General features: G+C 44.2%; 19 protein-coding genes. 12 read left to right on the top strand and 7 right to left on the bottom strand.

Translation table 11 applies throughout. From position 1 onward, the window contains the following. Nucleotides 1–113: 113 nt before the first annotated feature. The 3 genes from H0R92_RS05865 to H0R92_RS05855 form a co-directional block, all read right to left on the bottom strand. The gene (locus H0R92_RS05865; protein ID WP_432962069.1) at nucleotides 114–1742 is read right to left on the bottom strand and encodes a hypothetical protein; all 1629 of its coding nucleotides are present in this window, start codon (nucleotides 1740–1742) and stop codon (nucleotides 114–116) included. Between the two features lie 86 nt (nucleotides 1743–1828). Continuing rightward, on the bottom strand, nucleotides 1829–3178 hold the full coding sequence (locus H0R92_RS05860; protein ID WP_432962067.1) for an MATE family efflux transporter: 1350 nt from the start codon (nucleotides 3176–3178) through the stop codon (nucleotides 1829–1831). Between the two features lie 142 nt (nucleotides 3179–3320). After that, nucleotides 3321–3944: a TetR/AcrR family transcriptional regulator gene (locus H0R92_RS05855; protein WP_432962065.1), complete on the bottom strand. Its 624-nt coding sequence runs from the start codon at nucleotides 3942–3944 to the stop codon at nucleotides 3321–3323. 306 nt (nucleotides 3945–4250) lie between these two features. Between H0R92_RS05855 and nox the strand changes: the two genes are divergently transcribed. Further along, complete coding sequence (gene nox, locus H0R92_RS05850; RefSeq protein ID WP_432962062.1) at nucleotides 4251–5588, top strand: H2O-forming NADH oxidase; 1338 nt, start codon at nucleotides 4251–4253, stop codon at nucleotides 5586–5588. Nucleotides 5589–5854: 266 nt separating this feature from the next. Here the strand turns inward: nox and H0R92_RS05845 are convergent, their stop codons facing one another. Next, complete coding sequence (locus H0R92_RS05845; protein ID WP_432962060.1) at nucleotides 5855–6739, bottom strand: P-loop NTPase; 885 nt, start codon at nucleotides 6737–6739, stop codon at nucleotides 5855–5857. Nucleotides 6740–6893: 154 nt separating this feature from the next. Here H0R92_RS05845 and H0R92_RS05840 point away from each other — a divergent pair, with 154 nt between their 5' ends. Continuing rightward, nucleotides 6894–8165: an ABC transporter substrate-binding protein gene (locus H0R92_RS05840; protein ID WP_432962057.1), complete on the top strand. Its 1272-nt coding sequence runs from the start codon at nucleotides 6894–6896 to the stop codon at nucleotides 8163–8165. Between the two features lie 39 nt (nucleotides 8166–8204). Here the strand turns inward: H0R92_RS05840 and H0R92_RS05835 are convergent, their stop codons facing one another. After that, nucleotides 8205–8867 (bottom strand): hypothetical protein, encoded by a 663-nt coding sequence (locus H0R92_RS05835; RefSeq protein ID WP_432962055.1) that lies wholly within the window; start codon nucleotides 8865–8867, stop codon nucleotides 8205–8207. 328 nt (nucleotides 8868–9195) lie between these two features. Here H0R92_RS05835 and H0R92_RS05830 point away from each other — a divergent pair, with 328 nt between their 5' ends. From H0R92_RS05830 to recR, 4 genes are all read left to right on the top strand, one after another. Further along, nucleotides 9196–10722, top strand: a complete 1527-nt coding sequence (locus H0R92_RS05830; protein ID WP_432962053.1) for an NADase-type glycan-binding domain-containing protein — start codon at nucleotides 9196–9198, stop codon at nucleotides 10720–10722. Between the two features lie 108 nt (nucleotides 10723–10830). Further along, nucleotides 10831–12717, top strand: a complete 1887-nt coding sequence (gene dnaX, locus H0R92_RS05825; protein ID WP_432962050.1) for a DNA polymerase III subunit gamma/tau — start codon at nucleotides 10831–10833, stop codon at nucleotides 12715–12717. Nucleotides 12718–12732: 15 nt separating this feature from the next. Next, on the top strand, nucleotides 12733–13065 hold the full coding sequence (locus H0R92_RS05820) for a YbaB/EbfC family nucleoid-associated protein (RefSeq protein ID WP_432962048.1): 333 nt from the start codon (nucleotides 12733–12735) through the stop codon (nucleotides 13063–13065). Then, the gene (gene recR, locus H0R92_RS05815) at nucleotides 13062–13649 is read left to right on the top strand and encodes a recombination mediator RecR (protein WP_432962045.1); all 588 of its coding nucleotides are present in this window, start codon (nucleotides 13062–13064) and stop codon (nucleotides 13647–13649) included. Before H0R92_RS05820 ends, recR begins: the two co-directional genes overlap by 4 nt. Nucleotides 13650–13665: 16 nt before the next feature. Here recR and H0R92_RS05810 read toward each other — a convergent pair whose 3' ends face one another. Then, a complete protein-coding gene (locus tag H0R92_RS05810; protein ID WP_432962042.1) occupies nucleotides 13666–14088 on the bottom strand; it encodes a hypothetical protein in 423 nt (140 codons plus the stop codon). A gap of 79 nt (nucleotides 14089–14167) precedes the next feature. Here H0R92_RS05810 and rsmI point away from each other — a divergent pair, with 79 nt between their 5' ends. From rsmI to H0R92_RS05790, 4 genes are read left to right on the top strand one after another with little or no spacing between them, the layout of a single operon-like run. After that, on the top strand, nucleotides 14168–14854 hold the full coding sequence (rsmI, locus tag H0R92_RS05805; RefSeq protein WP_432962039.1) for a 16S rRNA (cytidine(1402)-2'-O)-methyltransferase: 687 nt from the start codon (nucleotides 14168–14170) through the stop codon (nucleotides 14852–14854). Between the two features lie 35 nt (nucleotides 14855–14889). Next, complete coding sequence (locus H0R92_RS05800; RefSeq protein ID WP_432962036.1) at nucleotides 14890–15177, top strand: flagellar biosynthesis anti-sigma factor FlgM; 288 nt, start codon at nucleotides 14890–14892, stop codon at nucleotides 15175–15177. A 12-nt stretch (nucleotides 15178–15189) separates the two neighbouring features. Beyond that, nucleotides 15190–16338, top strand: coding sequence for an iron-containing alcohol dehydrogenase (locus H0R92_RS05795; RefSeq protein WP_432962034.1), 1149 nt, complete (start codon nucleotides 15190–15192; stop codon nucleotides 16336–16338). A 34-nt stretch (nucleotides 16339–16372) separates the two neighbouring features. After that, nucleotides 16373–17323 carry a TrmH family RNA methyltransferase gene (locus H0R92_RS05790; protein WP_432962031.1) on the top strand — a complete coding sequence of 317 codons (951 nt, stop codon included), beginning with the start codon at nucleotides 16373–16375 and terminating at the stop codon, nucleotides 17321–17323. A 5-nt stretch (nucleotides 17324–17328) separates the two neighbouring features. Here H0R92_RS05790 and H0R92_RS05785 read toward each other — a convergent pair whose 3' ends face one another. After that, entirely contained in the window at nucleotides 17329–18813 is a 1485-nt protein-coding gene (locus H0R92_RS05785) for an HDOD domain-containing protein (RefSeq protein ID WP_432962028.1), read from the bottom strand. A 204-nt stretch (nucleotides 18814–19017) separates the two neighbouring features. On the opposite strand from H0R92_RS05785, the gene H0R92_RS05780 reads away from it, so the two are divergent. Both H0R92_RS05780 and H0R92_RS05775 read left to right on the top strand, forming a co-directional pair. Beyond that, nucleotides 19018–20172 carry an HlyD family secretion protein gene (locus H0R92_RS05780; RefSeq protein WP_432962026.1) on the top strand — a complete coding sequence of 385 codons (1155 nt, stop codon included), beginning with the start codon at nucleotides 19018–19020 and terminating at the stop codon, nucleotides 20170–20172. Continuing rightward, on the top strand, nucleotides 20136–21572 hold the full coding sequence (locus H0R92_RS05775; protein WP_432962023.1) for a hypothetical protein: 1437 nt from the start codon (nucleotides 20136–20138) through the stop codon (nucleotides 21570–21572). The genes H0R92_RS05780 and H0R92_RS05775 overlap by 37 nt, the downstream gene beginning before the upstream one ends. The last annotated feature ends 155 nt before the right edge of the window (nucleotides 21573–21727 follow it).

Below are 21727 nucleotides of genomic sequence, written 5' to 3'. Positions count from 1 at the left end.
AAACCGGCTTTGCGCGGCTTGCCCTCACGGCCGGCCGGCGTGCGCACTCGCACGCCGGCGGCTTCGCCCCGCTCCAATCCGGGCCGGGACCGAGTGCGGCGGAACGTTTTACGCTAAATTGCGTTTTTTATATAAGCGTTGAACTCTATTCTTGCATAATCGTCTTCATAGTAAGTATAGCGGATGATATACATCTTTATATCGGCATTTTCAAATACAAAGACGGAATCCGCCGGCGTTTTTTTATCCTCGTCAAGATTCTCCTCCGCCCTTTCCCTGTCGTCGTCTGCCTTTGCCCTCTCGTATACATCGATTGCGCTTTGCTCGCCCGTTGCCGCGTTCAAAATATACAAAACTTTTCCGTCATCTCCGATACGGAAACTGTAGTCTTTGTACGTAATTTCAAAAGGCGTTTTTTGCGGCTTAGTCGGTTCCTGCGGCTTTGAGTTCAACTCCGCACGCAATGTAACACCGAGTAAGATATCGGTATAGCCTGTTGTATCTATAATATAGTCTACATTTTCAAAGGGTGAAAAAGAGCTTGTATATGTCTGATATAGGCTGATTTTTCGAGGTGAAGGAGATGCGCGTTTTGCATACAAGAAATACTCCAACTCATTCCGTGTTTTTATAAGAAATCCCGGTTCAAGGTTTTTATAGGCATTGTAATTATCATAGCCGATAACGGGAAAAAACAGCACAAGGGCTATAGCTGCGATGGCGGCGTTCAATTTTATCGTGATTTTTTTGTCCCGAAACACCGTATATATAAAAAAAAGAGATAAAACCGCATTCACAATGATTTCGTGAACAAAGCTTTGATCCTTTTTAGTAAAGCCGGGAGAAAACCACCGATTGGTATCGATATCCGCTTGCCGTACCCGCAGTGCAGCCGCTATAAATAAAAGAGGCGCAAGGGCGAGGGCACAGGATATAAGGCGCGCCCTAAGCCGTGTACTGTCGAAATTGTGCATCATTAAAACACACAAAATAAGGGCGGCAAAAATAACATAATACCATCCGCCCAAGCCTTCATCATCACCGCTTTCAGGAAATATAATAAACTTTGCCACATATATAAGACCCAGGACGCAGAGAACCGGAAGCAAAAGCGATAAAATATCGCGGAACATCAGGGTAAACAGTTTGGAGTGAAGGCGTTCGGTTTTGGTTTTGTACGACATAAAAACAATGCCGGCCGTAACCGATGCGGACGAATTGGCAATTCTGAATATAACACTGTCTACAAAGTCCAAATCAAGGTTAAAAATCGCATTGACAAAAAACACGCTTATAAAAACCGCCGCATAGAGGGCGGCAAAAAACAAAAAAGAAACCAAGATATGAATAAAGCGCAGTTTAAATTCAATAATATAATTTTGTTTCGGCGAAAAAAAGACAATCGCGGCAATCCAACAATACAAAATCATAAGCGAGGAATTTGCACGGAACAGTTTTTCGCTGTATGTAAAAAGTTCAAGGGTATAAAAGGCGGCGATACACAGGGTAAGAAGGCTGTAGATGATGATCTTTTGTTTTTTACCGGCATTCTTTACAAAATCCGAAGCGGTAAACACAATCGAAAAAGCAAATACAATGTTCAAATCAATTGCACAGGGAATATGCGCATAGAAAAGCTGATTCAGTCCGAGCAAAGCGATAAGCACAAAGGCACCCGGTGAAGTCAGCGCCGCCGTTTTAATATTTAAAGCAAGTTCTTGTATCTTTGTTTTTGCGTTCATAACAGCCTCCGCAGTAAATTATACCGCGGAAGTAAAAAAAAAGAAACCGCCGTCCCCGTAAGGTGCGGCGGCGGTAATTTATTCCTTTATTTTTCTTTGTTTTCCGCCAACTCCGTTTTAAACAATTTGAGTACGACAATTATCGAGGCAAGGGTTACAAGGGTATCGACAACGGTTCCCGTAATCCATACGCCGCGCACACCGAAAAAGAGGGGTAAAATCAATACGGCGGGGACGTATAAAATAAGCTGGCGCGCCATAACGAAGATTCCGGCGTATTTTGCCTGTCCGACGGCTTGAAACAGGGTAATATTGATAATCATCAATGCCGAAAGCGGAAAAAGGATAATTGCCACCAGGGCGTTCGTTGTGCCGGCTGCGACAAGGGCCGGATTGTCTTTGATAAACAAGCCCAAAATCCCTTGAGGTGAAAGTAAAAAGCCGAGCCAAAAAAGCAGGGCAAGGGTAAAGCCGAAACCGTAAAACAACAGGGTGCCTTTTTTTACGCGGTCAAACCGGTTGGCGCCGAAATTGGTTCCGGCAAAGGGCTGGAAGCCCTGGCTTATTCCCCACAGCGGAATAAAGGCGAGCATTATGTATCTGAAAAAAGCGCCCATGAGCACAACCTGATCTTCTCCTCCGTAGCGTTTTAAAGTCGAATAGATAAGCGCTTGTTGAATCAAAGAAAATACTTGCATAAACATTGCCGAAACGCCGACCGAAAGGGTACCTTTTACAATGCTCTTTTCCAATCTGAACCGTGTAAGCCGCACGTTTTTACTGAATACGGTAAAATATAAAAAGTTTAAAACCGCAAGAACAATCTGCGAAATAACGGTTGCAATCGCGGCGCCTTCGATTCCCATATTAAGCGGTATAATAAAAACGGCATCCAAAATAATGTTCAGTACGGCGCTTATGCCCATAAGAAGCATTGCAAGACCCATCCTGCCTTCGCCGCGGATTACCATATTCGACGCTTGACCGAAGTTTACAAAAATCGAGCCGAAATAGACAATGCGCAAATAGCGCACGGCAAAATCGAACATCTTTCCTTCCGCGCCGATAAGTTTTAAAAGCTGCGGTGCAAAGATATAACCTAAAATCATCACCGCCGATGAAAACATCAGGGTAAGGATAAGCACGTTTCCCATAACCGCATCGATTGTCTTTTTGTCTTGGCGGCCGACCGCGCGCGACAATACCGAAGCCGAACCTATACCGACCAAAACGGCAATACCGTTGTTTAAAAGCGTAAAAGGATAGGCGATACTGATTGCTCCCAACGCCGCTTCTCCGACAAAGCGTCCGACAAAGATGCCGTCCACAAAGCTGTATAAGCTGATAACAAGCATACCGATAATGCCCGGAACGCTCAGCTTTAACATAAGCGAAAACATATTGCCGCCGATAAGCGCTTCCCTTTTATCCGTCATAACATACCTCCAAATATAAGCAAGACGCAGCGTAACATATAACCGACGCAAGCGTCGGTTATATGTTATATAAAACTAATTTTATTGTCAATAGTGTCTGTAAATCTCGCGATAGCGTTTTTTGCACATCCGTGTGCAGTTTTTATTCAAACATTTTTTTTATAAAGGCATAAATTATAGAATGGATTTCATCGCGCTTGGAATCGAAGATTTTTTTATCGCTGAACAATTCGTAAGACATCATAATACCGATAGACATACGCGAATAAAGCAATATATCGGAGTACAACATTTTTTTTGCCATGTGCCGCAGTTCCGGAAAAACCGCCGCATTTTCTTCAAGGGCATTCAAAGCAAGTTCAAACGATTGCTTTTCCAGTTTGCGGTGCAGGGCTTCGGTTTCTTTATCGTAAGGTATTTCGGCCAAAAACATAAGATACAGTTTTTTTTCGCGCACCTTTTCAAAGAGCTTTGCCTCCCAAACCCGCGTGATAATTTCAAAAACATCGGCTTGAGCTTCCAGGCCTTCTTTTATAATTTCCTGCGAGCGCGAATGCCTAAAAAAATTACCGCCCTGCATAATGTCGAACATAATGGCCTTGGTGCTTTTATAATATTGATACACGCCTCCTTTGGAAAGACTTGTCGCCGCAACAATATCTTCCATAGTCGCATTGCGGTAGCCTTTTTTTAAAAAGACCTTTTTTGCGGCTTCCCGTATTTCGCGGCGGCGTTCTTCCTTTGTTTTGCGTTCGAACTTGGGCATAAATCGATTGTACTTCGGTTTGCAAAAAAGTCAATACGGGTGGCGCTATGTTAGACGCCCGTTTTAAACCTTCCTTAAAATAAAACAGCGGAACAAAGTGTCAACTTTGGAAGCTGTTTTATTCGTGCTTTCGTAACGCAGGAGAGAAAGCACCGTAAATAGCGGGAGTTTTGCCGCCCGTTCCTTTTCTCAAGAGGCAAAACTCAAATTAAAACGGGCGGCGCGATTTTAGACGCCCGTTTTAAACCTTGACTTTTCTTTTCAATAGGGTAAAATTGTACCATATAACATTAAAGGGGTTATAGAATGAGTAAAATCATCGTTGTAGGCGGAAACCATGCGGGAACCGCCGCAATTAACACAATGCTGGATAATTACAAAGGCAACCAGGTTGTCGTTTTTGAACGCAACACAAACGTCAGCTTTTTGGGCTGCGGTATGGCATTGTGGATAGGAAATCAAATAGACGGTTCGGACGGCCTTTTTTATTCCGATAAACAAAAGATGGAAGCCAAGGGGGCGGTCGTTCATATGCAAACCGAGGTTACGAATATCGATTTCGATAAAAAAGTCGTAACGGCAAAAAACGCTCAAGGGCAGACAATCACCGAAAACTACGACAAATTGATTTTAGCAACCGGTTCGAACCCGATTATTCCCGATCTTCCCGGAAGCAAGCTTAAAAATATTCAACAGGTAAAACTTTTTCAGGATGCGCAGTCCGTTATCGATAAGTTAAAGATGGAAGACATCCGCAGTGTCGCCGTTATCGGTGCGGGCTACATCGGCGTCGAATTGGCCGAAGCGTTTAAACGGCACAACAAAAAAACAACCCTCATCGATGTTGCCGAAACCTGCCTTCCGGTTTATTACGACGGCGAATTTACCGAATTGATGAAAAAAAATATGGAAGATAACGGCGTAGAACTTAAATTCGGCGCCTGTGTCGAAGGTTTTGAAGGCGATGAAAAAGTGCAAAGGGTGCTCACCTCAAAGGGAAGCGTGGACGCCGATATGGTTATTTGGGCGGTAGGCTTTAGGCCGAATACGGCCCTTGCTAAAGACAAGCTCGAATGCTTTAAAAACGGCGCCTATCTTGTAAACTTAAAACAGGAAACAAGCGTTAAAGACGTATATGCCATCGGCGACTGCGCAACGGTGTATGACAACGCCTTGGGCGCTGTAAACTATATCGCTTTGGCGACAAACGCTGTTCGTTCGGGCATTATTGCCGCCCACAATGCATGCGGAACCGCTATAGAGTCGGTCGGCGTGCAGGGGTCAAACGCCATTTCAATTTTCGGCTTGAATATGATTTCCACCGGTTTGACTTTAAACAAAGCAAAGGCGGCCGGTATCGATGCCGATTGCACCGACTACGAAGATTTTCAGCGCGCCTTATTTATGCGCACAAATGAAAAGGTTAAAATCCGCATCGTATTTGAAAAGAAAAGCCGCCGCATTATCGGTGCCCAGCTTGTGTCGCGCCTCGACGTTTCGATGGGTATCCATATGTTCTCCCTTGCCATTCAAGAGCGCGTTACCATCGATAAATTAAAACTGCTGGATATTTTCTTTTTACCGCATTTTAACCAGCCCTATAACTACATCACGATGGCGGCTTTAAAAGCGCCGAATGCGTAAAAAGGCGGCAAAACGAAGGCAAAACACACTGTCTTGTTGGAAAATACGGATAAGCGGCGCAGTACCGTTTGTCCGTATGCCCAGACGCTTAAAATAAACCTTCCTTAAAATAAAACAGCTGAACAAAGTGTCAACTTTGGAAGCTGTTTTATTCGTGCTTTCGTAACGCAGGTGAGAAAGCACCGTAAATAGCGGGAGTTTTGCCGCCCGTCCCTTTTCTCAAAAGGCAAAACTCAAATTAAAGTGAGCGGCGCCATTTTAGACGCTCACTTTAAACCTTCTATAAAACTATCGAATTCGGTTTTATTGAGTTTTTCTATCGTACCCGCATCGCAGGCGGAAGCTATGTGCGGTTCTACGGGTAATTTTATTGTAACCGGAATATTGTGTTTTTCCGCAAGCGCTTCGGCCTTGCTTTCGCCGAACAGCTTGATTTGTTTTCCGCAGTCCGGGCAGGAAATATAACTCATGTTTTCTACAAGAGCTAAAACGGGAATATGCATCATATCGGCCATTTTCACCGCTTTTTCGACAATCATGCCGACTAATTCCTGAGGACTTGCAACAACGACTATTCCGTCCACGCACAGCGATTGAAACACCGTCAAAGGAACATCTCCCGTTCCCGGCGGCATATCTACAAACATAAGGTCGACATCCTGCCAAATAACGTCCGTCCAAAACTGCTTTACCGCTCCGGCAATAATCGGTCCGCGCCAGAGTACGGGGTCGGTTTCATGTTCGAGCAAAAAATTGATTGACATAACTTGAATGCCGCCGTCGGTTGTAACCGGATATATGCCGTTTTCATCTCCGAGTGCCTTTGTGTGCAAGCCGAACACTTTCGGAATTGAAGGGCCGGTTACGTCGGCGTCAAGCACCGCAGCCTTTAAGCCCTTTTTTTGCGCCGCACAGGCTAAAAGAGACGTTACCAGAGATTTACCGACGCCGCCTTTTCCGCTTACAACGCCGATAACTTTTTTTACCCTGCTTTGCGGATGAAGCGGTGCGCTTAAATCGTTTTGTGCCGGTGCCGTATGTTCGGTTTTTTGCGAACAATTTCCGGCCGAAGCACAGCCGGAGCAACTCGACGACTGCGGGCATCCTTCGTTTGCACTTTTATGTGCGTGTTGTTGATTGTGTGTGTTCATATATATAACATACTCCTTTATTCGCTTATCGTCAATTTTATATCCGATCCTTGTAATGCGGCAAGTAAAACTCTGTTGACTCTCTCTTTAAAATCGAGTTACACTGTTTTAAGAGTGACAGTTAAAATCATATTTATGCGTCTTTGGAGGCTGTATGAAAAAGAATCTTGGTGTTTTGATAGTATCCATGCAGCTTTTGTGCTGTCTTTTAGCCGGCTGTAACGAAAAAACGGAAAAAACCAAGATTGTATATTGGTCAATGTGGCGAAAAGAAGAACCTCAGGCACAGGTAATACTCGATGCGGCAAAAGCATTTACAAGAGAAACCGACATTATCGTCGATATAGTTTTTAACGGGCGAAACATACGTTCCGCCTTACTTCCCGCCCTTAATGCCGGAGAGCCGATAGATGTTTTTGACGAAGATATAGAACGGGTCAGCTCCGAATGGAAAGACTATCTTTTGCCGCTTGATGAATACACGGCAAAAGCGTATCCGACAACCGAGGGAAAACCGTACAGCACGGTTTTAAATAAACAACTTTATAATTTAGCCAAAGAACTCGGCGGAGGAACCGTGAAAAATATTCCCTATCAACCGTCGGCCTTCGTCGTAATGTACAATAAAGACCTGTTTGCTCAAGCCGGTATTGAAAAACCGCCGAAAACGTGGAGCGAATTTCTTCGCGTATGCGAACGGCTTAAGGCGATCGGTGTTCCGGCTATTACCGTTGACGATCTGTATATGGCTTGTTTGTTCGGATACAATATGGATCGTTTAGTCGGAGAGCGGGCGACACTGAATATGATACAAAATAAAGATTTCAGCGGCTGGCAAGTGCTTGAATTCGGAAAAATTTGGGAAAATATGGCTAAAAAGGGCTATATAAGTGCGGATGCCGCTTCAAATGTATGGCCGGCCGGACAAAATGAAATGGCTGCCGGAAAAGTTGCCATGTATTTAAATGGAACTTGGCTGCCGAACGAAATAAAAAACCGGGCGCCGCATTTCAAATGGGGAGCCTTTGCTTGGCCTGCAATGTCGCCCAAAGGCGACGGTATTGAAGCCAATAATTACGGCAGTCAAAGCTTTGCCGTGAATAAAAACAGCAAACATCCTGAAGCTGCTTTTCGCTTTATCGTCTGGCTTACAACAGGGGATTGGGATGCCGTTTTGGCCGACGAAAGTATCGGTATTCCTGCAGGAAACAATACCCCTTGGCCGGCGCAGCTTGCCGAAGCGAACGTAATCGTTAACAATACGACAAACCGCCTTGATTGGGCTGTGGGTATGGAAAAGAGTCCTCAAATTCACGCAAAGATACAGGAAAATTTCAAAAAACTTATAAGCGGAGAATTAAATGCCGCCGGTTTTGCTTCGGCTATGCATATTGACTCCCGTCGGGGCGGAAATCAAATTTTTTAAGCGTGTGTAAAGCAAAAAAACGGGCGTTCTGCCGCGGTTTTATTCGGCATTTACAATACGGTAACTGACCCGTACCGGCGTATCGGGGAATTTTTCCTGATTTTGTTTGCCGACGGAAAAAAAAGGCATAAGATTGTTTACACCGTTTTTTACGGGCGGAATACCGTCTGCCGCTTTAGCTCCGTTGATGTAACAAGCGTAGGTTCCGTCTTGGTTAAGCTTGATTTTCAAAGTGTTTGCACTTCCGTAACCCTTTTTGACGTTTGCCGTTTCATACAAATAGGCGGTATTTTGTCCGTTAGGCTCAACCAAATCCGTATAAGAAGAACCGTTTACACTGTAAAGCGCATATTCGCCGTCTACGGTAATTTCAAAACGGACATAAGATGAAAGCTTGCCCTTATCGTCGGCGACGTAGCCGAAAACAAGACCGAAAGCGCTTTTTTCATATCCGCTTTCTTTTTTAAACTCAACCTCGGCAGACGAAATTTCCTTAAGTTCATCCCCTGTGTAAAAATATCCGAGCTGTACCGCTTCGGACATTTCATTTTCATTCCACTGCCCCGAAATTTGTTTTTCGGCTTTTTCACCGGTATTTTCGGCGGCGTTTTTAGGAGAACTTTTGCACGACAGAGCAAAAACAAAAACCGCAAGTACTGCACAAAAAGCGGCTTTGTTAAAAAAAGAATTTACACTTTTCATAAACACAGTATAGCATAAAAATCTAAAAAAGACCAGATAATTGTCTGCGTTTTTAAATTCGACAAAAAAATGTAATAGTGCAAAAGAATACAGCCCGCGCATAAGGTTTTGCAATCTCATATAAAATACCTTGACAATACGGTACCGTTCGTTGAAAATATCTTAGAGTTCAAATATAAATCGGTAAAAAAGATTATAAAACCGTTCAAACCATCTTAGCCGATTGGGAAAAAGAAAGTCCTGACAATCCCGAAGCACGCCAATACGGATTGGAAAATTTGGAAAATATAAAAAATAAATAAGGCGCCCGGATAAAAGGAGAGCAAACATGAAACGGATTTTGCGTATAACGCTTTTATTGCTGTCGATCGCGGGAATTGTATATGCCGATGAAAAAGAAGATTTTAAAAATCTTATCGAAAAAAATACCGGTTACTATTATTGCGAAAAAAACAATAAGCTGGCGTACTTATCGATGTCGCACGATAATATGCTTACGTTAACCGGTTTTTCTGTTAATTTTGAAACCGGTGTGATGAAAATGAACGTCCAATCTCAATCGAACGTTTTTTATAATGAGGGTACATTTTACGAAACACGGGCACGATTTGAAATTCGGGGGAATAAAATTCTTTCTTTCGATGATTTTCCGGACGGAACCTATATTCCTGTTCCATACACTTCCGAAAAAGAACTTGTCGATTATATGAAATTAAAAACGGTTGCAAAATTCGAACGGATAATCGGAGTGTATTACGATGAGGACAAGGACAGTACAAAAACATTTTCCGTTTCAAAAAGAGGGGGCGATTTTGTATTCGCGGTGTTTGAGCAGGACGGAAGCAAACAGGAAGAAGTGTTGACGCTCACCGGCACATCATCGGCACGCGGAAAAACCGCCCATGTGGAGTTTTTTAAAAATAGATTATTTTTTACAGGTGTGGCGGATGTTAATACGGAAAAATATTTGTACGATGCCGTTTTTACAGTTGAAGAAGATGAAAAAGAAAAAAAGAACGATGCAAAGGCGGAATTTTATCACAACATATACAGGTTCGGAGAAAACAAGAGTAAACTTATTATCGGCGGCGATAGGGTTATCGTTACACAGGGGTCCGAGTGGGATAAAACGCTCAAATATGACCTCTATTCTTTTAAATACAAAACCTTTGTTGACGAATACGGTTATAAACAGGTTCATGTCGGCGATGAAAAATTTGTAGTTATTGACGGAAAAAGGCAAAACATTGCGTTTAGATACCGCGGCCCTTCTTTAAAAAATGATGCCGAAGCCGTTAAAAAGGTTTTTAAGGCCTACCCCGATACATGGACGCCGATTATATATTTCGGGGGATATAAAAACATTAACGGCGGATATTTTAAAAACGTAAAAGCATCGTCGGTGTTAAAGGATGCCTTTTATGAATACGCTCCCGAAGGGACTATGAAGGTATTTAATCCGAGCGAAGATCCGGGCTTTTGGGTAAAAAATAATATTCCGTGGGCAGAGGGCAAAAAAGACGACGGAATCGGCGAGTTTATCGAATTTGATATCGTTCCGACCGATTGGAGGGCCGTTGTCGGAATAGATTTGCGGATTTTAAACGGCTATGTAGACCCGCTTAAACCGCACTTGTTTTACGAAAATAACAGGCTGAAAAAAGCCTTGCTTGAAACGGACGGCGGTTTTACCGCAGAAATATCGTTTAATGATACGGTTGAATTTACAAGCGTAACGCTTCCCAAAGAAACCGTTCACGTAAAGCTTACAATCAAAGAAGTGTACCTTGGCACAAAATACCGCGATACGTGTATCAGCGCCTTCGATATGTATTATGATTTATGGGATAAATAAAGATTCGCAACGCCCTCATTACTCATTCCCTATTATCCATTACCGATCGGTTTTTTACAGCTGAAACGGGGATTGCGAAAGTAAGCTTTTTAGGGTATGCTGTTCGATATGGCTTACGAAGCAAATACCTCTTACGAAGTGACTGCCGCACGAAGAAGGCCCCGCCGGTTTGAAGAGTTGGTAGGGCAGGACTTTGTTACGGCAACCCTTAAAAACGCTATAGAAAGCGGACAAACCGCTCACGCATATCTTTTTTCAGGCCCGCGCGGCTGCGGAAAAACCTCGGCGGCACGTATTTTGGCAAAAATGCTGAACTGCGGTGCCGAAAAGGGGAATGCACCCTGCGGTGAGTGTTCCGCCTGTGTCGAAATTGCAAAGGGCGCTTCGATGGATGTAATCGAAATAGACGGTGCATCAAATACGAGCGTAAACGATGTGCGTCAAATTAAGGACGAGGTTCTTTTTCCGCCCAACTCGTTAAAATACAAAATATACATTATCGACGAAGTGCACATGCTTTCAACGAGCGCCTTTAACGCCCTTCTAAAGACGATTGAAGAACCGCCGCCCTACGTTATCTTTATTTTTGCAACGACGGAATTGCACAAGGTGCCGGCGACGATTAAAAGCCGCTGCCAGCAATTTCATTTCAGGCTCGGTTCGGTCGAGCAAATAAAAACCCTGTTGGCGGACGCCGCACGAGAAGCGGGTATTCAAGCCGACGACGAAGCCTTGTATTGGATAGCGCGCGAATCGACGGGCAGTTTCCGCGATGCATATACCCTTTTCGACCAAGTGGCGGCATTCAGCGAAGGGAACATAACCTACGAAAAAATCCGGGACAAACTCGGTCTTGTCGGTATAGACCGCTTAAATAAGCTGTGCGCCTTTTGTGCGGCGCAAAACACGGGAGAAGCTCTGCTTTTTGTAGACGAACTTTTACAAAGCGGAACCTCCATCGAACAGTGCGTGTCGAATATAAGCGATTATCTTCGTTCGCTTTTGTTTATAAAAACAGGTATAACAAAAGAAGCTCTTCTCGGTCAAGCGGCCGACCGTTACGAAAAACAAGTAGTCGACGCATGGTCTTCGGCACAGTTGGAAAAGGCCATTGCCCTCTTTTTACAGTTGTACCGCGATATACGTTATTCTTTAAATCCGCGCTATGAATTGGAATTGGCGGTAGAACGTTTATGCACTCTTTCTTCACGGATTTCCCGTGCCGAAATAAAGCAGGCGGTAGATATGGCTGCCCATCTTTTAAGCGGCGGCGCATACCCGCAAAAAAACGGCGTACAGGGAATTCAAAGCTCCGTTGCTTTGCAAGGCGGCGTACAAACAAACGGTTTTCCGCATGAACGGCAAAATGCCGAAGCCCCGAATGCTCCGGTACAATTCCCCAAAATACAATTTTCGCAAACCGCGCCGCCGCACACCGTTTCCGGCACACTGGCTGAAAACGCTCCAGTCGGCGGCCGAGCGGATAAAGAATCCTTTTGCGATGCCGATTCGGCAGAGGGTGCATATAAAAAAACGGCAATTCCCGATGTGCCCCGCAGCGAAAACCGTTTTCAACAAGGGGCGTCCGGAGAGCCTGTGCGAAGCGAACCTGTACAAAACGAATCCGGAAAAGCGCAAAATGCATCCGAGTTAAAAGAAAAAACGATAAAGGCCGTCGCCGTTTCAAAGGTTGCACTTTCGGCAGCGCTTTCGCGTACGGGCGAATGGCTCGTAAAAGAACATATGCTGCATATACCTGTTCAAACCGCTTTTGAACAAATACAAATACAAAACGAACTGCAATTTCTTGCACAGACTGTATCCGGATTTTGGTCACAAACACTGCAATGTTGCGTTGAAATTGCCATACCCCCGGAAAATCAATCCGGTCAAGAAGAAATCCCCGAACAAGTGCAAATGATATGCGATGTTTTTCAGGGAGAAATAAAAAAAGCGGAAATAAAACAACCCGATATCGAAATAAGGGACGAATAGGGAGAGATAAAGAAAATGAACCCCTTTGATTTATTAAAAAATGCCCAAAACATACAGGGTGAGTTGGCGAAAATTCAAGATGAACTTAAAACCGTTTCGGAAACGGGCAGCTCGGGCGGCGGCATTGTAAAAGTTTCTATGAACGGTTCGTTTCAAATTACCGCCGTTTTGCTTGACCCGGTTGCAGTAGATCCGCGCGATGTTCCCATGCTGCAAGATCTTATAGTTGCCGCCGCACACGATGCACAGGAACGTGTACAGCAGGCTATAAAAGAAAAAATGGGGCCGATGATGCACAATTTGAACATTCCCGGATTGAATTTGTCCGGACTTTTAGGTATGCAATGACGGTTATAGATGAACTTGCCGACAGCTTTTCAAGGCTTCCGGGTATAGGAAAAAAAACGGCAACGCGACTTGTGCATCATTTACTTAAAGCCGATCAGGCTTTTTTAGAGCGCTTTGCCTATCAATTGTCAAGTTTGCACAGCCGAATTACCTATTGCTCCGTGTGCGGCGCATGCACGGAAAAAGACCCCTGTCCGATTTGTACCGATCTTATGCGCGACAAAAGCCTTTTATGCGTGGTCGAACAGCCGCAGGATATAGACATTATCGAAGCTTCCCGCGAATACAGGGGGCTTTTTCACGTTTTGGGCGGCCTTATAGCGCCCCTGGACGGAGTAGGGCCGGAACAACTGCATATTGCGGATTTAATGGAACGCATACATAAGGGAACCGTAGAAGAAGTGATTATCGCAACGCCGCCGACAATAGAAGGGGATACGACCGCCTTATACATCAATAAGTTATTGGCGCCCATCGGCATAAAGGTAACCCGCTTGGCATCCGGCTTGCCTGTCGGAGGCGATTTGGAATATGCCGACAAACTGACCCTTGCCCGAAGTTTCCGCGGGCGTACCGCCTTATAAAAAGGCCGCCCCGCTTTTATAAAACCGGCTTTTTTTTGTGACATTCGGTACAGCCGGTAATATGTACATGTTTTTTTCCGGTTTTCCGCGTAAAAAGGTGGGCGTCCAAGTGTCCCGACAAGGGAACTTCTTTATGACAGACCGGACATACCCGCTTGATGCCCGCTTCCGGCTGCGGGTAGCAGTGAGGGCAGCCGTGTATGGAACAGGGTAAATCGGTCAGCGTTCCCGTTTTATACACGCGGGAAACAAGGTTTTCGCCTGCAAACAGCTTTGAACCGCAAAGGGGGCAGGGCGTTTTTTCATGGGAACCTTTGTGCTTTTTTTTAGCCGGTTCGGCAAAAAGAAAATATTTTCCGAAAAATTTCCAAAAAAAGTAAAAAATAAGCAAAGCTGCCGAAACGGCTGCAACGGCACCGGCAAAATGCAAGATATCCATACACATATCATAGCATTTTTTTTCTTTTTTTGCCATAAAGAGTCTTGTCTTAAGAAATATTTCGCGCTATACTGATATTGTGTCCGGTTTATATATAGTCGGAACGCCCATAGGTAATTTAGGCGATATTACATACAGGGCGCTTGAAATCTTTCGTTCCGTAGATATAATCGCCGCCGAAGATACCCGGCATACGCTGCAGCTGCTTACGCATTTCGGCATAAAAAAGCCGCTGATTTCCTGCCGTGCGCAAAACGAAAAAGAAGCGGCGGAACGGATTGTGCGGCTTTTGGACGAAGGTAAAACGGTTGCCTTTGCAAGTGATGCCGGAACGCCGGGTATAAGCGATCCGGGTGCCGTTTTGGCGGATACGGTGCGCCGTGCGGGGCATCCGCTTATTCCCGTTCCGGGTGTTTCGGCTTTTACCGCATTAACCAGCGTGGCCGGCAGCGGGGGGAAAACGGTTATATTTGAGGGGTTTTTGCCTCAAAAACCGGGTAAGCGAAAAAGCCGCGTAAAAGAATTGTTGGAAACCGGCTGGGCATTCGTTTTATACGAATCTCCGTTTAGAATTGTTAAGCTTTTGACGGATATTGCCGATATTGAATATGAGCGTCGTGTTGTTATAGGCCGTGAGCTTACCAAACTGCACGAGGAAATTATAGAGGGGACTGCAGCCGAACTGCGGGATGAATTTGCCGGGCGAACGAAGATTCTGGGTGAATTTACCCTGTTTGTTGCAGGAAAAAAAGCTCAAATTTTGTAAAGGAGAATCCGACATAAAAAGAGAGGCAAACTAAAATGACTATTGACAGACTCGGAGGAATAGACCCTCTAAAAGACATTCAAAACAACCAAAAAACCCCGGTAAAACACTCCCTTAAGTCGGGTTATGACAGTATAAGCATTTCCGATGAAGCACGGGAAATGGCGGAAGCTTATTACTTGTCGGAAATCGCTGCAGAAACTCCGGATGTCCGTGCCGATCGGATAGCCGAAGTGCGTGAAAAAATTCAAAATCCTGCATACTTAAACGCCGACACTATTTCATCGACCGCAGATAAGATTATGAGGAGCTTCGGTTTATAAATCGGAGTCGTTATGGCTGATTTTATTTTTAGAATCTCTCCGAATATAGTATTAGGTTCTTATTCTTCAAGCAGGGTCGGCCAGTTTATACGCGACTGGGGACATCGCTTTTTGCTCATTGTCGATCCGGTTCTCCATGAATTCGGAATAATTGAAAAAATAGATCAATCCTTAAAAGACCGAAATATAGATTTTATTGTCTTCGATGAAATTTCATCCACCCCCGACACCGCCCTTGTCGAACAAGCTTTAAAATTAGCCAGAGATGCACGGGTTCACGGATTAATAACAATCGGCGGAATGAAAATTGCCAATATAGGTAAAACGGTTTGTGCTCTGTTTGATGAAGAAAAAAACATCTATGATTTTACCGAAGGCGCCCTTCCCGCCGAAGAAGCTTTGCCCTACATATGTATCCCGACAACAGCATCGAACGGTTTTCTTTTTGTCGATAAAGCTCCTATTATAGATGCAAGGACCGGACAGCTTAAAATTATAAAATTGCAGCCGGGCTTGTGCCGTCTTGCCGTCTTTGATCCCAATCTTGTCGTTTCGCTGACGGAAAATCAATTTATATCGATGACGCTGCAAACCGTATGTATTGCCGTCGAAGCCTATATTTCTCAAAAAGCGAATTTTTTTTCGGACACTATTATAGAAAAAGCTGTAGAATTGCTCGGTTATGCGCTTTCGGGCAGTTCCGCTCTTTTAACGGCAGCTCCGAAAGAGCAGTTTGCAGTGGAAGGCGGGTGTATGGCGTCGTTGGGAGCTGCATCCAGCTCAAACGGAGTCGGAACCTTTCTTTCTCATGCCGTCAGCGCCCGGTATAAGATTTCTCCGTCGCTGGTTTCAACTATTTTATTGCCTCATATTATCGAAGATGCGGCGAAATTCAAAGCGGAACGATTGGCAAAGCTTGCAAAAATTCTTAAAATGGCGCCCGACACATCTTCTAACGATAATGCCGTTGCTTTATTTGTGGAAGCGGTACGGAATAAAATAGCCCTCTTTAATTTGCCTGCCAGACTAAAGGATTTATCCGTTTCGATAGAACAGCTTGCGCTTTGTGTAGACGATTTGGGAAAACTCGGAGCGGCGATTGATTTTCACCGCTCCTTGGCCGAAGACGATTTGTTTGATATCATAAAACGCGCTTTTTAAATGAAGCATGATTGATCCTGTAAAGCTGAATCGAATGCACGGCGGATTTCGCCGAAGAAAACTTATTCTTACCCTCGGCGCTTTGGAACGCGATATAATCGGCATTCCCGATACGACTTTACAAAAATCCCAATCGGCGTTTCGTTTTTTAAGCCGGCAAGACTATATAAAACAAATCATACGCATTATTATTGAAGACCCAAAACTGCCGCCGGAGGCACAAGCGCAGTTAAAACAAATGTTGAATGCCTTCCCTTTTGACGAGCGCAGAATCTGCAATACGGCACGGAACTTTTTACTGGCCATTGCCGGAACGCCGAGTGCCGAATGGGATCTTATTATTGCTCCGCATCCGGGTTACGGCGCTGAAGCGCTGCACAATCAAACGCGCGATACGGCACAGAATGCACAATGCGCACATACTGTACCTTCTGCGGCACACAATGCGCCCTATGCGGCTTCGCCTGAAAATCGAGCCGGTACAAGCGTGTGCGCCCGTCCCTTTCACAGCGGCTTATTTGTGTATGCGGAAGATATTCGTTCTCCGTTTAATCTTGGCTCGATTTTCCGTACCGCCGAAGCGTTCGGGGCGGAAAAATTATTTTTATCGCCTTTTTGTACGGATCCCGCCCATCCTCGCGCCCTGCGTTCGGCAATGGGCTGTATCGGTTTATTGCCCCATGAACGGCTTCCGCTGGACGATATTTTAGCCCGTATGCCCGGTATTCCCGTTTTTGCGTTGGAAACCGGCGGTACGGCGTTGAACAGTTTTGTGTTTCCGAAAAAGGGCATCGTTGTTATAGGTTCGGAAGAATTGGGCATAAATCCGGAAACCTTAAAAAAAGCCGCCTACGGAACCGTAACGATTCCGGTAAGCGGAATAAAAGCTTCTCTTAATGTAGGAGTCGCCTTCGGTATTCTTATGCAAGCATGGGCGGCGACCCGCTGCGCTGCCGATACGGACTCGAACCGGGAGTCCGTATAAGCGTTTTATGTTTCTTCTTTAAATGCTTTTTGCAGCCGTGTCGATATGTTTTGCAGCTGCTCTTCGTTTTCAATGCGGAATTCCTTGAGGATTTCCGGATCGAATTGATAAAATTCTATTTCGTTTTCCTGATAATGCGAAATCATATTTGCAAAATATACAATGTGTACGAGTTTTTTAGTATCGTTTGAAGCGGATGTCGGAGCGTGATGATAGCGGATCGACTCGGTTATTACCTTCGGAAAATTCCATTTTTCAGCGATAAGAGAACCTATTTCGGAATGGTTTGTTCCGGCCGCCAAGCGTTCGAAAACCGAGGATGACAATGCTTTTGCTTCGCACAGCTTTTTGAATTTTTCAATCAGTTTCGGGTGTGCCGAATCGAAAACCACTTTACCCATATCGTGCAGCAAACCGCATACATAAGAATCGTCTACAACCGCCCGCTCCGATGCATAAAAATTCCTGCTGAGATTATAGGAATAAAAAGCGACGCGGTACGAATGATTCCATAGTAAACGCTGCGCCTTTGTGGAGTTTCCCAAACTTTTTATGGAACCTAACGAATATAAAAGGTTTTTTATACCGTTGATACCCACCAATTTTACCGCATCGGTAATATTATGGCAGGGGTTTGTTAAGGAAAACGCAGCCGAATTAACCAGTTTTAATAAGTCGGCCGTTAAGGCAACGTCATTACTGATTTGAGCCGCAATATCGGAAAGCTTTAAATTGGGATCGTTTAATAAGGTGTTTATGCGGGCAATGTTTTCGGGAAATTGGGGCAGGGTATCTATAATATCGACCAATTCCTTCGAAAGCATGGATATTTTTTCCTTGTGTTCTTTGTTTATGGGAACGATAATTCTGCTTATCGTTTCTCCGTTTTCTGAAAACACTCGGATACTGTCGCCCGTAGCTCCTATTTTGGCAAGCATCAATACCATGATAATAAGTCCCAGTCCCGCCCCTTCCGTTGCGTCAACGGCGGCGGAAAAGGCTTCTTCTACCGACGAATATTGCTGTGCCCGCGTTATTTTATCATGTATACGCTTATATTCGGTTGCCGTTAAATCCGCATTATTGCGGACCTCTATCTTTATTTTATCCGCGGCGTATTGTAAAATCAGCTTTACATATAAACCGGCATTTTTTTGTAACTGCAAATAATAGCGTATATTATCCAAGGTGTCGTTTTTAAAATTTTCCATTCCGGTTTCATAATCGTGGGGATCGTTTATGTTTAAACCTTTTTCCTTAAAATACACCCTCTTTGTGTTGGCTTTTTTTGCATTTGTGGTCAACTCACCCAGGCAGTAAACCATGTACTCAATCATTCCTTCTTGATTGAGTTCTTTAAGAAATGCGGTGAGGACTTCAGCCATATATAATTCCATTTGATGCGGAAGGGTATAGGTAGTTATGGACAGAGGAACACCGGCTTGAACGGCTTTTTGTATTTTGGCAGTGGACAAGCTTATTTCACTCATAATGTTATTATAGTATAAAACATAAGAGTGTCAAGAAGGGTAGCGTATTCCGCAAAAAAGAGATTTAAATTTTGTAAAAAACTCTGTTTTTTTTCATTTGAACCCCTATAAGTATATTGTATGCACGTTCTCACTGTGTTGCGAACGTGCGTAAAAAGTCATTCGAAAGTTGACACTTTCTTCATGACTTTTTATGGGAGGAAGATGAAAGAGCCTCTGTTGCTTATACCGATAAATCGGCTGGATTACAGCTATGAAATTTTGCGGTATAAAGAACCGAAAGAATTGTCGGTAACGGTGTGGATTATTGCGACCCTGTGCCTTTGTGTCGTATGCTGGATTGTATTCGGCAAAATGGAAGAAGTCGTTCCGGCAAACGGAATAGTGCGCCCCTGTTCCAATATTTCGCACGTAAAAAATGCGGTTTCCGGGGAAATTACCGGCCTATACTACAGTCCCGGCTGTAAGGTTGAAAAAGGCGCGTTATTATTGCAAATCGATTCGCGGGCGTTTTCGGCAAAAGAAACCGCTTTAAAAACGAGTTTTGAAAAACTCCGTATAAAAACAGAGGGGCTTCGGCAAACGGAAAAAAGTTTTTACAGCGGCAGGGTGTGCATTGACAAAACGAATACCAGCGCTTTGATGCGGTTTAATGCGTATCGGTATCAAAAAGAAGTGCTTGAAAAGCAGTATGTGCTTGCCGAAAAAACGTGGCAGGATGCTTTGAGTATGCCTGCCGAAGCCGTAACGCCGGTAAAACTGCATGAATTGGAATATGAAAAAAATCTTCGTTTTTTTAATTTGGAAACCTATAAAGCTTCTTTTATAAAACAAATAAGTGACGAATACATACAAAGCATTGTCGAACTTGAAGGTTTAAAAAGTCGGCTCGAACAAGTCCGTATGGATATAAAAAACGCTTCCGTATACGCGCCGATAACGGGGACAGTACAGGAAGTATCTTCACTTAACAAAAACGATTACCTTTTTGCCGATCAAAACATACTTAATATAATTCCTGCCGACACCGATGCATATAGGGTCGAATTGAGAATTCCGGCAAAAATGAGCGGAAGATTAAAAGAAAACATGAGGGTAAAGTTCCGCTTCCCCGCTTTTCCCTTTTACGAATTCGGAGGGCTTGAGGGGAAAATCATATCGATCGATCCGGACGTATCGGCCGATGCACGGGGATTTTTATATTTTACCGTTCTAACCGATATGGACGCTCCGTTTTTGGAAGATAAAAAAAAGCACCGCTATCCGATAAAAAGCGGTTTGGAAACGGACGCAAGAATTATTCTTAAAGAGCAAACAGTCTTATGGTATATATTAAAACGCTTCGATTCGGTATGGTAAAAAAAATATCGACACTTTTGCCGGTTTTATTTTGTTTTTTTCCGCTTTTTCCCCAAAACGGCGCCGATTTGTGTGTCGGCTTTATCGATACGGTGCTGCGTACCAGTCCCGCATATCAAAGCGCGCTTTTGGAGTACAATAATGCCGTTTTCGTATTGCAGCCGTATAAGTATCGCTGGCTTCCCCGTCCGGCCATTGATATGAGCTACGGAGGTTTTTTGGATACGGATAAGACGGTATCGGCACAAAGTCATGCCCTTAAAACAGCATTTGTGCTGCTGCAAGAGATACCCGGCGGAATCGGCGTACAAGTACAAGCCGATCAGTTTTTTGCACTCAATAAAAAAAGCGGCGCCGCCCGGCCCTATGAGTTTTCCGTTTTTGCCGCCGTACATGTTCCCGTTTATGCTGCGGCTCCGGAAATGCTCAGTTTTGTTTTGGAAGGACAATCGAAAGCTTATAACTTGGAAAAAGATATGGCGGAACTCCAATTAAAAATAGCGGAAAAACGCATCATTGCCGATGCGGTTTTTAGCGTCGGACGCTGTCTTTTATTGCACGAACGCATTTTATTGGAACAAGAGCGGCAAGAACTTCAAAAAAAAGACTCGTATGCGGACGAGCAATTGTGGCGGCTGGGACGGCTTTCGTCCTTTGAATTGGCACAACGCAATACTGATCGTTTTGAATCCTATGTCGCCTTTTTGCAAATGAAGCGGCAATATGAAAATCTTATACAAAGTTTATATGTTTTCGGTTTGGAAACAAAACCGCTTCCCTTTGATATTGATGTATGGATTGACTGCTGGGAAACATATACGGAAAAAAACAGTGTGCAAAACGCTCTTTCCTATGTGCTTGAAGCAAAAAGGCTGGAAAGGGCGTTTTATACCGAAACCGAACGGCAGCTTTCTTCATTGCCTCTGCTGCGTTTTTCCGCATCTGCCGAACCTACAGGCGTACCTGCCCTATCGGACGGAGCGTCTTTTTTCCCGGATTTTATCGGAAAGTATTGGAAAAATGCCGGCCGGTGGAATTGGAATTTTTCTCTTGCTTTGCGTCTTCCGCTTTATCCCTTTGCCGCAGAATATAGACAAAACGCTTTTTCGGTACATGCATGGAGGTTTTACAAATTATCGGAGGAACAGCTTTTTAAAAACAGGGAATTGCAAGAAAAACACTATCAAACAAATCTTTGTTTGCTGAAAAATTTATCCGAAAAAGCGTTGAAGGATAAAATCGATTCGGATAATAAAACCCTTACCGCACGGACCTTGTGTGCGCAAGGATACCTTAGCGAAACGGGTTTTGAATATCAAAAGCTGAATGCCCGTCTGGCGGCGAATATGTATAAGGAGGTCCGCTTAAACCGCATTTCCGCACTTTTAAACGGTTATTAAAACTTGCAAAAAAGTCCGTATGCGGCAGGATGCTTTTTCGGTTTGATTTTTTATGGGAGGAGGGTTGAAACACCTCACACAAATGGTGTTCGGTGTTTCAACATGAGTTTTGCGACGAAACACCGCGCAAAACGTCATAGTATTGTATGCACGTT

Source organism: Treponema sp. OMZ 840, from assembly GCF_050937815.1.
Taxonomy (GTDB): Bacteria; Spirochaetota; Spirochaetia; order Treponematales; family Treponemataceae; genus Treponema_C.
The sequence above is the reverse complement of the archived record's forward strand: the minus strand, read 5'-3'. Positions and strand labels throughout refer to the sequence as shown.